Here is a 14412-nt window from a genome sequence, read left to right as displayed (position 1 = left end):
GTTGGCCAGTCGCTCGCGACACGTGGTGCACAGGGGATTTCCGCCGACGCCGTACCGGCAGCACGGCTGGTGGCAGCGGGTGCACGGACCGGTCTGGGGAGACCAGGTGACCGGTTGAGGCCTGGCCATAGGGCCTGGAGCGGGGGACGTTATGGCGGATTCTCCTCGCAATGAGTGGCTCAATCCATTGCGTCACGTGTTCGAATTATGGGCCTAGTTTCCGATCCGTCGCTGTGACCGTCATCGATAGCTGGCTACTGGCCAGAGGCAGAGGACCACGCGCTGGGGCGTCGGACTCGTCCCAACGATTCGGCTGCCCTACCCGGAGAGAGGGCGCTGAGCTGCGGACATTTGGTGGCCGTGCTGAGCTGAGCGGGCAGCCGCACACCGCGGCTGTGGAGACGAAGGAGTCAGGATGTTTCGCTTCACCGCCCCTGTCGCCGCGATCGCGTTGGCCGTTTGCACCGGGCTGGGCGCTGCTGTGGCCGCCGCACCGGCCGCCCTGGCCGCCCCGCGCACGGTCGCGCAGAACGTCAACGCCCCGTCCGTCGCAGCCGACCCGCCCCCCGGAGGGGGTCTCCTGGGCATCGGCCTCGACAACGTCCTCAACTGCGAGGGCATCCTCGGCTCCGCCGATTGCGTCGGCAACAACTTCCAGACTGGTGGAACCTTCGGCGGCTCAATCGTGGGCAGCGGACTCTGAACAACTTCCGCCGGCCACTGCCGACAGTGTGAACCCGACATCACCGGATGCTGGATATCTGCTGGTCAGACCCCGCGGGCAAGCCGTTTCCGGTCGCCGACACCTCTCCCACGCGATAGCCGTGGGAGAGGCCGGCTTCGACCGGGGGCAGCCGGCCGGGGCGCGATGGGTACATGTGCATGTACCGGTATGACGCGGGAGCGGATCCGGTGGGCGGTCGTCGTGGACCGGGCCCGGGAGATCGTGGGGAGCCATGAGGGCGGCATCAGGCTGCGCCAGGTCATGTACCGCCTCGCCTCGGAGGGCGTGCTGCCGCACATGCCGTCGATGTACCGGTACCTGTCCTCCCGCCTCGCCCAAGCCCGCCGGGAGGGCCGATTCCCCGACCTGATCGACACACTGCGCGAAGTCCACGTACCCCCCTCCTGGCCGGACGCACCGGCCGGGCAGGACGTCCCCGCCGGAACGGTGCTGCTGTACCCCACCGGCAAGACCGCCGCACAGCTCGCTGATGAGGCACAGAAGCACTTCTCGGAGTGACCGGCAGGCTGTGATGCCTCGCGTAGGTGGCAGCGACGTACACCTCGGCTGTCCCCGAGCCAACTCCCCCCGGCCAGGGCGGCCGGGGGCAGTTGTCGTAGGAGAGAGCTGCTGTTACTCGGCCGGTGTGTGGCCGGCGTGGACGAGGAGAAGGGCTGCGGCGCTGTTGGGCATGGCGGGCAGGGCCAGCAGCGCGGGGGCCTGGACGCTCTCGTGGCCGTCGATGGGCTGGGCCTTGCTCCATTCGCCGTCTTCGAGGACGGTGTGGACGAGTCGTTGGGTGCCGGCCGCGGGGTAGACGGCGTGGAGCTTGCCGTCGAAGGCGGCCAGCGCCGCCCCGTCGCCGGTGGTCTGCTCTTCCAGGGCGATGGGCTCGGACCACGCGGTGCCGTCGAAGACCGCGTGCCACAGGCGGTGGTCGTCAACGCCCCGGCGGTACAACAGATGCAGCTTCTCGTCGAGGACGGCGACCGCGAGGTCCCCCTGGTCCATGGTGAGCGCGTCCTCCCACTCCTGCTGTGTCAGGGTCCTGTCGACCGGCACGGCGGGCAGGGTGGGGACGACCCGCCCGTCGGCGTGACGCAGGATCTGCCACTCCGCCGAAGCAAAGTACTCGGCCTCGATGCCTTCGGGGGTGCGGGGGCGCTCGTCTGCAGCGGGGGAAGCGACCGGGGCCGCAGGTGCCTGCTCGGAGTCCTGTCCGGCCGGCGCCTGGTCCTCGCCGCCGTCGGCGGCCAAATCCCCAGTATTACCGTCCGTGCAGCTCGATATCGGGCGGAGCCTCCCGGGTGTCGCGTGGCCCATGGGCCTGGCGCCTTCCAGGCCATCCGGACCGGGGTCGTTGCCTTCAGGGGGTGATGACCAGGCGCCCCGTGACGTTGCCGGCGGCGAGGCGGGCCATGGCTTGGTTGACATGTTCCAGGGGGTACTCGGCTTCCACGTGTCCGCGGATGCGGCCGGCTTCGGCCATCTGCATGACGGTGTGGGCGTCGGCGAGGGTGGCGCCGACGGAGCCGCGGATCTCGGTCTCGCGTACGACCACGTCGAGGATGTCCAGGTTCGCTGGCTTGCCCGTGTAGCCGACGAGGACGACACGGCCGCGGGTGCCTGTCATCCGTACGGCCTGGCCGGGGGAGTGCGTGTTGCCGACTGTGTCGACGACCACGTCGCATCCGTGTCCGTCCGTCGAGGTGTGGACGGCGGCGACCGGGTCGCTCGCGGTCGGGTCGATTACGTTGTGTGCCCCGTACCGGCGGGCCTGTTCCCGGCTCGCCGCGTGGGGGTCGACGGCGATGACGCGCGCTCCGTCCGCGACGGCAACCTGGACGACGGCCAGACCTACCCCGCCCGCGCCGATGACCGTGAGGGTCTCACCGGCGACGGTCCGGGCCACGGACCTGACGACGCGTACGGCGGTCGTTCCCGAGCAGCCGAGGACGGCGGCTTCCGCGAAGGACACGCTGTCCGCGATCGGCACCAGGGAGCGGGCGCCGGCCAGGTAGTACTCGCACAGTCCGCCGTCGGAGTCGAAGCCGACCTTGGCCGCGGGGATGGGGCAGAGGTTCTCCGAGCCGGTCGCGCACCAGGTGCAGGCGCCGCAGCCCTCGTAGTAGTAGGCCAGGACCCGGTCGCCGGGAGCAGCCCGGACACCGGAACCGACTTCGACGACCTCCCCGGCGATCTCGTGCCCGAGGACGATGGGCAGCGGAGGGGTGACGGCGGAGCCGTCGGCCAGGTGGAGATCGGTGTGGCACAGGCCGGCCGCACGAACGCGGACGAGTACCTGTCCCGGACCCGGGACGGGGCGCGGGCGGAGCTCGATCTCCAGGGACTTGCCCAAGGCTCGCAGTACCGCCGCCGACATCACACCGCTGGCCATCGGGACCTCCAGGTACCGCCCGCCGACGGTTCGACGGCCTCCGACCCAAGATCGTCACACAGTCGCAGCGCGGTTAACGCCCGATGCCCGACACGGGTACCTGAATTGACGTTTCTCCCTCGCCTGACCTGCGGCTATCCGGCATATCCGGATCAACGGTTCACCCGATGGGTGGGCGGCATCCGGAAAACTGGGAGAGAGATCGGCTCCGCCGTCCGAGTTACCTTGAGCGCTTCTGACCTGCGGCCTTGTCCACTTGGCCGCTCAGTTTCGGAGCCCGCCGCCCGGCAGGGGCCGGGGCGGGCGGACAGTACGTTCCCACCGGAGTGGATCATCGTCGGCAGAGAGCGACTCCGTGGACTTCGAAACCTTTCACCATGCCTACCCACACATGCTGCGGTGGCTGATCGACGAGCCCGCCTACCGCAACGCCCCGCGCGGCTACGCCAGCCGCGAGCAGATCGGTGTCCGCTTCCGGCTCGCGCGGGCCGACCAGCGGGTTCCGTTCGTGCCGGCCCGGCGCCTGAACATCGTCTTCAACTTCGCCGAAGCCCTCTGGTACCTGGCAGGCCGGGACGACCTCGACTTCATCGCGTACTACGCGCCCAGCATCCGCAAGTACTCCGCCGACGGACACCGGCTGACCGGCACCGCCTACGGCCGCGCCCTGTTCGGGGCCGCCGAAGGCAGGCCCGACCAGTGGCCGGCCGTAGCGGAAACCCTTCGGGACGACCCGGACTCCAAGCGCGCGGTCATCCAGATCTTCCGCGGCGAGGAACTCCAGGTCCCCGGCAACCCGGACGTCTCCTGCACCCTCGGTCTGCAGTTCCTGCTGCGCGAAGGCGCCCTGCACGGTGTCGGGTTCATGCGCGCCAACGACGTCTACCGCGGCATGACCAGCGACGTCTTCTCCTTCACCTTCCTCCAGGAGATGCTCGCCCGCGAACTCGGCGTCCCCCTCGGCTCGTACGTACACCAGGTCGGCTCCCTCCACCTCTACGACCCCGACCACGCGCGCGCCTTGGAAGTCCTCGCCGACCCGGCGTCCGACGAGCCCCCGGCATGTCCCTTCCCGTCCATGCCGGAAGGCGACAACTGGCCCTACGTACGCGAGGTCCTCGCCGTGGAAGAGCAGCTACGCACCGGCCGCCACCGGCTCGCCGCCGATCCGAGCATCCACGGGCTGCCCGAGTACTGGGCCCAGGTCCTGGTCCTCTTCGAGATCCACCGCCGCATCCGCAGCAAGGAACACGTCGGTGAAGAGCAACTGACCCGCCTGTGGCCGCTCTACCGCCGTCTGATGGAAGAGCGCTGGCCGAGCATCTGCCCCGCACGCGTCGCAGCCCCCGCACCCGTCCCCGTCGCCAGCTGAAAGGCATCCCGCCATGACGACCAGCACCCACTGGCAGTCCACGCCCTCGATCGCCGACGGCTTCGACGCCTACGACGACCTCCCCGAGCGCCTCATCGGCTACCCGGCCGTCTTCCGCACCCTCGGCATCGCCACCCCTGCCGTACGCACGGTCCTGGATTACGGCTGCGGCCCCGGCAAGGTCGCCACCCGCGTCACCGAATCCTGCGACGACGTCCGGGTCGTGGCCGCCGACATCTCCCCCCACATGCTGGAAATCGCCCAGGCCCTGCGTCCGCACCCCCGCATCGACTACCGGCAGATCGACAGCGGCAAACTGACCTTCCTCGCCGACGACTCGATCGACGCGGCCATGTCCTGCTACGTCTTCATCAACGTCGGCGAAGTCCCGGTCCTCCACGAGATCGCCGCCGAGGTCCACCGTGTCCTGCGCCCCGGCGCCCGCTACGCGGTCCTGGACACCAACCCCGCCACCACGGGCGTCCGCTTCGCCACCTTCCGCAGCGGCGAACCCGGCCGCACCTACGCCCCCGGCGAGCGCCGCCAGGTCCTCCTGGACCAGCCCGGCGGACGCGAGCCGCTGGAGCTCATCGACCACCACTGGCCCCGCCAGACCTACCTCGACGTCCTGACCGAGGCCGGCTTCACCGACTTGACCGTCGAGGAACCCCTCCTGTCCGACCCCTCGGCCCTGCCCGGACCGAACCCGGCCGAGACCGCCCACCCGCCGTTCCACATCGTCACGGGAGTCAAGCAGTGACCACCACGACCGCAGCCCCCACCACAGCTGGCCGGCAGACCCGCAGCGTCTTCCTCGGCGGCCCCTTCAAGGCCCTCGTCGACGCGGACGGCGCCATGAACACCGAGGCCCGTACCCGCTTCGAGACGCTCATCGAGCGCCTGGAGGCCGAGGACTACCACGTCTACAACGCCCACCGCCGCGAATCGTGGGGCGCGAAGTTCCTCACCCCCGACGAGTGCACCCGCCTGGACTACGACGAGATCTCCGCGAGCACCGTCTTCGTCGCCTTCCCTGGCCACCCCGCTTCCCCCGGCACCCACATCGAGATCGGCTGGGCCTCCGCACTGGGCAAGCCCATCGTCCTCCTCCTCGAAGACGGCGCGGACTACGCCTTCCTCGTCCGCGGCCTCCACACCGTCGCCGACGTCACCTACCTCACCATCAGCGACGCACAATCCCTCGCCGACGAGGTCATCGCCACCGTGAACCGCCTCGCCCTGAACGCCACAGAAAACTGACCAACCCGACAGCTGACGACCGTGCCCCGACCGCCGCCCGCGACCGGGGCACACCCGTTGCCACCAGGCTGCGCCGGGATCCCCGAAATCACCACGGGCGACCGGCGACCGCCCGCGGCTGCCTGTACGGAGCCGGCTACCGGTGTGTGTGGGAGAGAGAGCGGTCCAGCCTGCGACCGAGCGCTACGACGGGGGGGCACCTCCCGCAGGTTCGATCCGGTAGCAGAGGGACGTACGCCGAGCCTCCGGAGACGGTGCGAGACCCTGGATTTCTTGGCCCGCCTGGCCCGGCCAGGGCCGCGCCGCTCTGGCAGTTGCATGGGCCAGGGAGCGGGCGGATGCCTGCCTTGGTGCTCTCGAAGGCATCCTTCGGACGATGGCCCAGGAAGCAGCAGCGCCCTACATACCCACTGCGACCTGACCGCCGAGGTCTCCCGCGACCTCGTCAGGGTCTGGCTCGGTCGCGTTCGATGATGGTCTCGGGTCGTCTGACGGTTTTGCCCACGTCGTAGCGGGTGGCGGGCCGCTTGTTCTTCGAGCCGAGGGGCCTGCCGGTGCCGGGCCGCGACGGTTTCGGCGCACGGGCCGGACAGGGCAAGGCCGGACGGAGGTTCCTGAACCCCCGGCGGACCCGGGCCGGGGTGAGCCTGTTCGGTTGGGTCGGCCGTTCCCAGGGCCGCCGGACGTCTTCGGCGAGTGGCCGGGCAAGCCGCAACTGGGTGTGCGCGACGATGATCAGCCACGTCCACAGGTCCGCGGCTTGTGGCGTTCGGAGCTTGGGCCGGGTCCAGCCGAGCGTCTGCTTGATCATCCGGAAGGTGTGTTCCAGGTCGAAGCGCCGCAGGAAAACCTGCCATCGCAGATCCACGTCGGAGCCGGTCATACCGATGGCGGAGGACCACAGCCACAGCGGCAGCGGGTCTCCACCGCCGGGTAGGCGGTCGACCTCCAGACCGATCACCGTCCCTTCGATGACGGGGAGTTCTCTGTCGTGGTCGATCCATGCGGAGCGGGTGGTGAGACGAGGGTGGAGGCGGTCCCAGGCCATCGCCAGGGCTGTGCCGTAGCGGTCGGCGATCTGGACGGTCGCCGCGTCGGGCTCGCCCCAGGTCTCGGGCTTGATGAACCGGAACTCCTTGCTGTGCTTCGGAGGGCGTCCTCCCTGGGGATACGCTCCGGCGTACTCCAGCTGCGTGGGTGTCGGCCGGCGCATGACACGGTCCGAGCGCATCCGCCCCAGGACCTCGACGGGCAGTCCGCCGAGAAGGTAGGCCATGCGCGGAGCGTCGTAACCGGCGTCGAAGACGACCAGGATGTCCGGTTCGCCCTCGCGCCACCGCCCGGCGACGAGCAGATCCTCGACCACCCGGCGGACCTGTCGCGCGGTGACCTCGGCGACGTCGTCCTCGGGGCCGAGCCGCACCGCGTCCAGCAGCTGGCACCAAGAGGTGCGGCCCGCCTCCAACGCGGCGACGAAGGAGTATGGCCAGCCCGGGATCATCAGGTGCTGGTCCCGACCCCGGCCGAAGGTGTGGCAGAACAGCCTGTCCTCACTGCATTCCGCGTCCGGCCGCAGCCAGTTGCTCACATCCACGGCCAGGACAAGCCGGCCGTCGGCGGCCTTCGGCTGGGGCAGCGCGGCCAGCGTCCGCCGCAACCGCACCGCGTCGATGCGGCCCTCGTTCAAAGCCCCGTAGAGAGCGCCGTGTCCACGGCGGTGCTCGGCCAGCAGTGTCAGATCCACCGGAGAAGTCACCGGCCCGTCTGCGCACAGCAGCGCGTCCGTGACCTCGAACAGGCCATCGCGCCGACTGGTCAGAGATGCGTAGAAGTCGTTCCGGAAGTGTGACGCCACAGCGAACGCATCCCGCTGACCATCCTGATGGAGCAGACTCATTCCCCCACGGCCTTCGTGCCGGTCAAGCGCCTCGTTGGTCGGAGCACAGCATCAGGCAAAGGCCCGTGCTCACGTCCCCGGAATCCACCTACGGGCGATCACGTTCGGGGCATCGTTCGAGGCCAGACCATAAAGCACAAGCTAAATGAGCGTTTTGTCCTGTCAGGGGTGTTTCATTACAGTTTAGTTGGTGGACCGCTGCGGTGGGCTGAGTCAGTGGACGTCTGCTGTGGCAGGTGGGGCGGGTGACGTCCTTCGAGGGTCCGTTTGGTCCCTTCGCTCCTGTCGAATCCCAACACGCCCCGGGTCACGCCTATGTGCGCCCTGTGGCGGGGCTGCGGCCATCGGTACTTCGGAAACATGCCTCGCAGACAGCGGCCATATCCGAGTGACCTGTCCGATGCCCGTTGGGAACTGCTGGAACCAACCCTGACAGCTTGGCGGGCCGAACGAAAAGGAAAGGGCCTGGACATCGGTCGGCCGCCCGAGCACGACCTGCGCCGGATCATGGACGCCATCCTCTATGTCGATCGGACCGGGGTCCCCTGGCGGTACCTGCCACACGACTTCGCCCCGTGGGAAACCGTCTACGGGTACTTCGCCGCCTGGCAGAAGGACGCGGTCCTCGACCGGCTCAACGGTCTCCTGCGCCGCCTGGTGCGGGAAGCCGAAGGCCGCGACGCCGAGCCGAGCGCCTGCGTCCTGGACGCCCAGAGCGTCAAGACTTCCGCGAACGTCCCGGCCGCCGGCCAGGGCATCGACGCGGGCAAGAAGATCTCAGGCCGCAAACGCCACATCGGCGTCGACACACTCGGCCTTCTCCTGACCGTGCTGGTCACCGCCGCCAGCGTCTCCGACAACGTCGGCGGCATCCACCTGCTCACGGCCATCGCCGCCGACCACCCCCGCATCACCAAGGCATGGGCCGACACCGGCTACCGCACCAAGGTCATCGACCCCGGTGCCCGCCTCGGCATCGACCTCGAAGTCACCAGCCGCGACCCTGCCCAGAAGGGCTTCAAGGTCATTCCGCGGCGCTGGGTCGTCGAGCGGAACTTCGGCTGGCTCATGCACCATCGCCGCCTCGCCCGCGACTATGAGACGCATCCCAACCGCTCCGAAGCCATGATCAAGGTGGCGATGGTCGACCTCATAAGCCGCCGCCTCACGCGAATCGACCCCGAACTGGCGCGACGCATGACCACCGCCCGCGGCATCTTCACGAGTGCGGCGGCCCCTGCCGTAACACGCTGAACCGCTGATCCACCAGACCAACACACTCATGCACACTCGGCGTCGGCAGACCGACACGCTCACGCATCACAGCAATGGCCTGCACGTTCCGCCCGGGAGCCATGCTCAAGATCTGTGGATCGGCCTCGGGTTGGGACGTGAAAGGGCGTACCTTCCCGAGTGATCGATAGGTCACCGAGTGGACCGACGTTGCACCGTCGGTCGGGAAGGCACGCCCATGCTCAGCGTAGTCAACGAGGACGGCACCACGGAGTCCGGCTCCCTGATCGACGAGATCGTCCGTGAGGGGGCCCGGCGGATGCTGGCGGCCGTCCTGGAAGCGGAGGTTGATCAGTACATAGCCGATCTCGCTGCCGAGAAGGACGAGGCCGGCCGGCGTCTGGTGGTCCGCAACGGCCGTCACCGGCCGCGCACGGTGACCACGGCCGCCGGGCCCATCGAGGTCACCGCCCCGCGGGTGAACGACCGGCGCGTCGATGCCGAGTCCGGTGAGCGTCGGCGGTTTTCCTCGAAGATCCTGCCGTCCTGGTGCCGCAAGTCGCCGAAGATCAGCGAGGTGCTGCCCCTGCTCTACCTGCACGGGCTGTCCTCGGGGGACTTCGTGCCGGCGCTGGAGCAGTTCCTGGGCGGCTCGGCGGGGCTGTCGTCGGCGACGGTGACGCGGCTGACGAGGCAGTGGCAGGCCGATCACGCCGCTTCCCAGGAGCGCGACCTGTCGGAGTCCGACTACGTGTACGTGTGGGCCGACGGCGTGCACCCCAAGGTCCGCCTCGGGCAGGCCCGTTCCTGTGTGCTCTGGTGCTGATGGGCGTGCGCGCGGACGGCACCAAGGAGCTGATCGCGCTCGCCGAGGGGCTGCGTGAGTCGGCCGAGTCCTGGGCCGATCTGCTGCGGGACTGCCGCCGCCGCGGCATGCGGGATCCCGAACTCGTCGTCGCGGACGGCGCGATGGGTCTGTGGCGGGCGCTCGCGGAGGTGTTTCCGCAGGCCAGGCACCAAAGGTGCTGGGTTCACAAGACCAGGAACGTCGTCAACGCGCTGCCGAAGTCCTCCCAGCCCGGTGCGAAGCGGGCCCTGCAGGAAATCTACAACGCCGAGGACCGTGACCACGCCGCCAAGGCGGTCAAGGAGTTCGCCCGCACCTACGAGGCGAAGTGGCCCAAGGCGGTGAAGAAGGTCACCGAGGAGACCGACGAGCTGCTGGCCTTCTGAAACTCCGCACCAAGGTCACGCGCGGCGCGGGCAGCCCGGCCGCCGCCCTGGCCATGGTCTTCAAGCTGGTCGAGTCCGCCCAGGAACGCTGGCGGGCGGTCACCGCGCCCCACCTCGTCGCCCTGGTCCGCGCCGGCGCGGTGTTCCGCAACGGCGAGCTCGTCGAACGTCCCCAGGCTCACGCAGCCTGAACCATCTCAACCGCCCCACAAGGCTGGTGGCAGATCGGAAACGCCGAGGCGGCCCCGGTGATGCAAGAGGCCGCCTCGCAGCAGAACCGGCGGATCAGCTGGGGATGTCGGTCAGCTTCCGGAGGGTGAAGGACTCGGCGAGGATCTCGTCCAAGACCTTCGCGACGTGCTGGAAGTGTGGCAGCGTGAAGTGGTGGTCGAGCGCCCGGCTGTCGACCCATTCCTCCAGGATGATCATCCGCTCCAGGTGGTTGGGGTCGGTGAAGGGCTGGTATCCCAGGCAGCCCTCCTCGGCGACGGACGGGGCGATCATCGCGTTCAGCTCGTCTCGCAGCCGCTCCTCCTGGCCCGGCTTGGCGACGAAGCTGGCGACGAGGGTGAGGGTGTTCGACATGAGAAAACTCCAGGTGAGATGGTCTTGCAATGGATGTCCGCTGGCGAACGACATCCATGCTGCAAGCCAACCCCAGGACCACCCAGGGCTCCGCTCAGCCGGGGTCGGCCCTGCCTGGGTCTGCCAGGACCAGGCAGAACGCTTCGGGCATCCGCACACTGGATCCATGGATCGCGCACAGCAGCTCAGCGAGTTTCTGCAGGCCCGGCGGGCCCGGCTCAGCCCCGGCGACGTCGGCGTCCCCGAATTCGGCGGCCAGCGGCGAGTGCCCGGCCTGCGCCGCGAAGAGCTCGCCCTGCTCGCCGGCGTCAGCGTCGACTACTACACCCGCCTGGAACAGGGCCGCGCCCGCAATGTCTCCTCCGACGTCCTGGACGCCGTCGCTCGCGCCCTGCGCTTGGACGCCGATGAACGCACCCACCTGCACAACCTCGCCCGCCCCACCACCGCCCGCAAGCGACCCAGCCGCCCGCAGCAGGTCGGCGCCGAGATGCGCCAGGCCCTGAACGCCCTCACCGGCGTCCCCGCCTACATCGTCGGCCGCCGCCTGGACATCCTGGCCTGGAATGACATGGCCCGAGCCCTCATCGCCGACTTTCCCGCCATGCCCGCCGCCGAACGGAACATGGCCCGGCTGGTCTTCCTCGACGAGGCAGCCAAAGACCTCTACCCCGACTGGGACGACAAAGCCCGCGACACCGTTGCCAACCTCCGCCTCGACGCCGGCCGCCACCCAGACGACCCTCAACTGGCCAGCCTGATCGGCGAGCTCTCCCTGGGCAGCGACGACTTTCGCCGCCTCTGGGCGGACCACAACGTCCGGGGCAAGACACGAGGCAAGAAACACTTCGCCCACCCCCAGCTCGGCGACCTCACCCTCGACTACGTCGCCATGCGCGCCCCGGACGATCCCGACATGACCATGATGATCTACAGCGCTCCGCCCGGCTCGGACGCCACCGCATCGCTGCAGCTTCTGGCCAGCCTCAGCCCGTCACAACCCGCTGCCGACGAGACACGTGCCAACCACAACAGCCAGCTCAACTGAATTACCGAGTCTCACCGGATCACCCGCGGAGCCGGCAGCGCGGCCGCCGCGCTGGCTAGCGATCACCGCGGCGCACCTCGTCGCGCTGGTCCGGGCAGGAACAAGGTTCGAAAACAGCGTCCTGGTCGAGCGCGAGGAGGCCGCGGCTGCCTGATCACGCGTCACCCGAACCACAACTCTTGACAATTGCTCTCCGCCCGGCCGAAACGAGGCTGTCCACCTCTGACTGCGCCTCAACCGAGCGCCTGTCCCGCAAAGCATTCCCCATACCCAGATTGAACCCTACGGAACCGTTCTGGAGAGCGACCGCGGACCGCTCGAACCACCGCCCTACCAAACACCCCTGGCAGGACAAAACGCTCTTCTAGGGCGCGTACTGTTCGGCGGCCGTTCGATAGGTTGCCTGCCATGACTGAGCTTGGAGCCGTCGCCTGGCCACTTACCCCGATACGCACCGAACGGCTCGTGCTCCGCGATTCCGAGGCTCGGGACCGTGCGGCATTCATCGAGCTGTTCGCCTCATCAGAGGTCCGCACCTACCTCGGCGGCCCTCAACCGCGCGATGAGCTCGAACGCGCGGTCCCAGAGATACCCGGTCGACGCCCTGGCGTCTTCGTGATCGATATCGACGGGGCGATGATCGGCTCGATCAACCTCGATCGGCGCGACGCAGACGAGGGGCCCCTCAGCCGTTTTCCCGGGGCCGCTTGAATGCAAATGACCACATAATTCGCGTGTCATGCATGCCAACGTGGTAGTAGTCATGCGCGGCATGGCTAACAAGTTCCCATCCATCATTGCTGTGGTCGTCGAGCATCTCTTGTGCTCTTTCCTCCATGCGCCCCTCCCGACCAGAATTATCACGCGAGTAGATCATGACGAACTTGTGATCCCACATCTTCATGGCCCAGTCTCCCTTGCTCGTGATCGTCACAGACTCGCGTTGTCGCGCTCAACACGATTCACGAGACTCCTCCTCGACTCAATTGACCGCAAGGGAAAGAGGGGAGGGGCATGCCGATCCACCCGGGCAAGGTCGAACCGCTCGCCGAGCGGACCCGCGACCTGTACGAGGAAGCCGAGCGGCGACTGTTGGGCATCATCGCCCGGCAGCTCGCCGACGGCCTCGAAGCCCACGGGTGGGCCACGCGGAAACTCTCCGCGGTTCAGCAGGTCCGCCGCGCCTCGCAGGCCGTTGTCGACGAACTCGGCAAGGCCGTCACCCTCGACGTGTTCGACGCGGTAAGCGAGGCGTACAACACCGGCCACCGGGCCGCGGTCGCTGAACTCGGCGCCCTGTCCGACGACGCTCGCGCCCTGGTCGACGACGTGACCCCCAACGCACAGGCCGTCGACCGCCTCGCACAAGAGACCGTCGACCGCCTCACCGCGACACACCGCAGCATCCTGCGAGCCGTCCCCGACCAGTACCGCGCCATCGTCGCCGAGGTCACCGCAACGCCTCTCCTCGGCACCGGCACCCGTCGCCAAGCCACCCAAGACGCGATGCGCCGCTTCGCCGACACCGGTCTACGGGCATTCAGCGACCGCGCCGGCTGCCGTTGGCAGCTCATCAGCTACGCCGAGATGGCCATACGGACCAGCGTCGGACGCGCAGCCACCGAGGCCCACATGCGCACCCTGACGACGGCCGGTATCGACATGGTCGTCGTGTCCAACGCCCCGCGCGAGTGCCCGCTGTGCCGCGCGTGGGAGGGCAAGGTATTGAGCATCAGCGGCCCGGACGGGGCGCGCACGGTCGAGGTTGAGCACGCCACCGACGACGGCCGCATGATCCCCGTACAGATCGCCGGATCGCTCGACGAGGCAAGGCGTGCCGGACTGCAACACCCCAACTGCCGACACAGAACGCGTAGTTACACCCCAGGCGTCACCCGCACCGGGGCCGCCGAGAGCGATCCCGCCGGCTACGAGGCCGGGCAGCGACAGCGCGAGATCGAGCGGAACATCCGCAAGCACAAGGCCCGCGAACCCGCCGCCGTCACCCCCGAAGCTCAGCAGGCCGCACGGGCGAAGGTGCGCCAGTGGCAGGGTGCCATGCGCGACCACCTCACCGCCCACCCCGACTTGCGCCGGCTGCGCCACCGCGAGCAGCCGGGAGCCTCGAACCTCCCCCGCAACACTGCGCCGGCACCGGGCGAGTTCACCGAGGCCGCACGCATCCGTTCCGGCGATGCCCGCACGCCGCGCGAGATGAGCGACCAGCAGCTCGCCGACGCCATGCGGACGGGGGTCCTCGACGAGCGCGACCGCGCCCGCATCGAGGTCGAGGCCGACCGGCGCGACCGCGACGACCTGCTCGCCCGCGTCCGCCCCGGCGGACGCCTCGCCGCCGACCTCACCTCGTTTTCCGACAGCGAACTCGCGCGCGTCTTCACGCACCTCGACGACGCCGACGGGTTGCGGATCATGACGGAGATGGACCGGCGCGACCTCGCCACCCGCCTACCGGGCGTGCGCCCCGATCTGGTCGGCCTGTCCGACGCCGACCTCGCCGCGCGCGCCCGCGGCGTCGGACCGGACACTCTCGGCGAACTCGCCGTCGAAGCCCACCGCCGCGACCTGCTCGCCCGCCTGTTTCCCCATGGGTAACTCTCGGGCCAGCTCGGAGATGAGGCTGTCAGGTGTGAGCTGATCTCTC

12 protein-coding genes and 4 pseudogenes are annotated in these 14412 nt (G+C 69.0%); 11 read left to right on the top strand and 5 right to left on the bottom strand.

The window, feature by feature from the left end; all coding sequences use genetic code 11:
• Window positions 1-415 precede the first annotated feature (415 nt).
• Together OG432_RS00180 and OG432_RS00175 are read left to right on the top strand one after the other, a co-directional pair.
• Window positions 416-703 (top strand): hypothetical protein, encoded by a 288-nt coding sequence (locus OG432_RS00180; protein WP_328306419.1) that lies wholly within the window; start codon window positions 416-418, stop codon window positions 701-703.
• 189 nt (window positions 704-892) lie between these two features.
• The gene (locus OG432_RS00175; protein WP_328306417.1) at window positions 893-1243 is read left to right on the top strand and encodes a hypothetical protein; all 351 of its coding nucleotides are present in this window, start codon (window positions 893-895) and stop codon (window positions 1241-1243) included.
• 114 nt (window positions 1244-1357) lie between these two features.
• Here OG432_RS00175 and OG432_RS00170 read toward each other — a convergent pair whose 3' ends face one another.
• A complete protein-coding gene (locus tag OG432_RS00170) occupies window positions 1358-1981 on the bottom strand; it encodes a hypothetical protein (RefSeq protein ID WP_328306415.1) in 624 nt (207 codons plus the stop codon).
• A gap of 109 nt (window positions 1982-2090) precedes the next feature.
• Window positions 2091-3122 (bottom strand): alcohol dehydrogenase catalytic domain-containing protein, encoded by a 1032-nt coding sequence (locus OG432_RS00165; protein WP_328306413.1) that lies wholly within the window; start codon window positions 3120-3122, stop codon window positions 2091-2093.
• A gap of 355 nt (window positions 3123-3477) precedes the next feature.
• Here OG432_RS00165 and OG432_RS00160 point away from each other — a divergent pair, with 355 nt between their 5' ends.
• The 3 genes from OG432_RS00160 to OG432_RS00150 are packed head-to-tail and all read left to right on the top strand — an operon-like array spanning window position 3478 to window position 5754.
• Complete coding sequence (locus tag OG432_RS00160; protein ID WP_328306411.1) at window positions 3478-4494, top strand: thymidylate synthase; 1017 nt, start codon at window positions 3478-3480, stop codon at window positions 4492-4494.
• Window positions 4495-4507: 13 nt separating this feature from the next.
• Window positions 4508-5254 carry a class I SAM-dependent methyltransferase gene (locus OG432_RS00155; protein WP_328306409.1) on the top strand — a complete coding sequence of 249 codons (747 nt, stop codon included), beginning with the start codon at window positions 4508-4510 and terminating at the stop codon, window positions 5252-5254.
• The gene (locus OG432_RS00150; RefSeq protein WP_328306407.1) at window positions 5251-5754 is read left to right on the top strand and encodes a nucleoside 2-deoxyribosyltransferase; all 504 of its coding nucleotides are present in this window, start codon (window positions 5251-5253) and stop codon (window positions 5752-5754) included. Before OG432_RS00155 ends, OG432_RS00150 begins: the two co-directional genes overlap by 4 nt.
• A gap of 445 nt (window positions 5755-6199) precedes the next feature.
• On the opposite strand, the gene OG432_RS00145 is transcribed toward OG432_RS00150, so the two are convergent.
• Window positions 6200-7651 carry an NF041680 family putative transposase gene (locus tag OG432_RS00145; protein ID WP_328306405.1) on the bottom strand — a complete coding sequence of 484 codons (1452 nt, stop codon included), beginning with the start codon at window positions 7649-7651 and terminating at the stop codon, window positions 6200-6202.
• A 360-nt stretch (window positions 7652-8011) separates the two neighbouring features.
• On the opposite strand from OG432_RS00145, the pseudogene OG432_RS00140 reads away from it, so the two are divergent.
• Window positions 8012-8852 (top strand): annotated as a pseudogene (locus OG432_RS00140) (IS5 family transposase).
• A gap of 270 nt (window positions 8853-9122) precedes the next feature.
• Window positions 9123-10308, top strand: a pseudogene (locus tag OG432_RS00135) (IS256 family transposase).
• Window positions 10309-10402: 94 nt separating this feature from the next.
• Here OG432_RS00135 and OG432_RS00130 read toward each other — a convergent pair.
• Window positions 10403-10702 carry a putative quinol monooxygenase gene (locus OG432_RS00130; RefSeq protein ID WP_328306403.1) on the bottom strand — a complete coding sequence of 100 codons (300 nt, stop codon included), beginning with the start codon at window positions 10700-10702 and terminating at the stop codon, window positions 10403-10405.
• A gap of 166 nt (window positions 10703-10868) precedes the next feature.
• Here OG432_RS00130 and OG432_RS00125 point away from each other — a divergent pair, with 166 nt between their 5' ends.
• From OG432_RS00125 to OG432_RS00120, 3 genes and pseudogenes are all read left to right on the top strand, one after another.
• Window positions 10869-11750: a helix-turn-helix domain-containing protein gene (locus OG432_RS00125; RefSeq protein WP_328306401.1), complete on the top strand. Its 882-nt coding sequence runs from the start codon at window positions 10869-10871 to the stop codon at window positions 11748-11750.
• Between the two features lie 15 nt (window positions 11751-11765).
• Window positions 11766-11904, top strand: a pseudogene (locus OG432_RS34880) (IS256 family transposase); the annotation flags it as partial.
• A gap of 254 nt (window positions 11905-12158) precedes the next feature.
• Window positions 12159-12425, top strand: a pseudogene (locus OG432_RS00120) (GNAT family N-acetyltransferase); the annotation flags it as partial.
• A gap of 10 nt (window positions 12426-12435) precedes the next feature.
• Here OG432_RS00120 and OG432_RS00115 read toward each other — a convergent pair.
• A complete protein-coding gene (locus OG432_RS00115; protein WP_328306399.1) occupies window positions 12436-12654 on the bottom strand; it encodes a hypothetical protein in 219 nt (72 codons plus the stop codon).
• A gap of 110 nt (window positions 12655-12764) precedes the next feature.
• On the opposite strand from OG432_RS00115, the gene OG432_RS00110 reads away from it, so the two are divergent.
• Window positions 12765-14363, top strand: coding sequence for a phage minor capsid protein (locus OG432_RS00110; protein ID WP_328306397.1), 1599 nt, complete (start codon window positions 12765-12767; stop codon window positions 14361-14363).
• Window positions 14364-14412: the final 49 nt, after the last annotated feature.

This window comes from Streptomyces sp. NBC_00442 (assembly GCF_036014195.1).
Taxonomy (GTDB): domain Bacteria; phylum Actinomycetota; class Actinomycetes; order Streptomycetales; family Streptomycetaceae; genus Streptomyces.
The sequence above is the reverse complement of the archived record's forward strand: the minus strand, read 5'-3'. Positions and strand labels throughout refer to the sequence as shown.

Excerpts from the sequence above, each read along its gene's own strand:
- OG432_RS00115 (WP_328306399.1), bottom strand. The coding sequence starts at position 12,654 with ATGAAGATGTGGGATCACAAGTTCGTCATGATCTACTCGCGTGATAAT.
- OG432_RS00165 (WP_328306413.1), bottom strand. The coding sequence starts at position 3,122 with ATGGCCAGCGGTGTGATGTCGGCGGCGGTACTGCGAGCCTTGGGCAAG.
- OG432_RS00125 (WP_328306401.1), top strand. The coding sequence starts at position 10,869 with ATGGATCGCGCACAGCAGCTCAGCGAGTTTCTGCAGGCCCGGCGGGCC.
- OG432_RS00175 (WP_328306417.1), top strand. The coding sequence starts at position 893 with ATGACGCGGGAGCGGATCCGGTGGGCGGTCGTCGTGGACCGGGCCCGG.
- OG432_RS00130 (WP_328306403.1), bottom strand. The coding sequence starts at position 10,702 with ATGTCGAACACCCTCACCCTCGTCGCCAGCTTCGTCGCCAAGCCGGGC.
- OG432_RS00145 (WP_328306405.1), bottom strand. The coding sequence starts at position 7,651 with ATGAGTCTGCTCCATCAGGATGGTCAGCGGGATGCGTTCGCTGTGGCG.
- OG432_RS00180 (WP_328306419.1), top strand. The coding sequence starts at position 416 with ATGTTTCGCTTCACCGCCCCTGTCGCCGCGATCGCGTTGGCCGTTTGC.
- OG432_RS00155 (WP_328306409.1), top strand. The coding sequence starts at position 4,508 with ATGACGACCAGCACCCACTGGCAGTCCACGCCCTCGATCGCCGACGGC.
- OG432_RS00110 (WP_328306397.1), top strand. The coding sequence starts at position 12,765 with ATGCCGATCCACCCGGGCAAGGTCGAACCGCTCGCCGAGCGGACCCGC.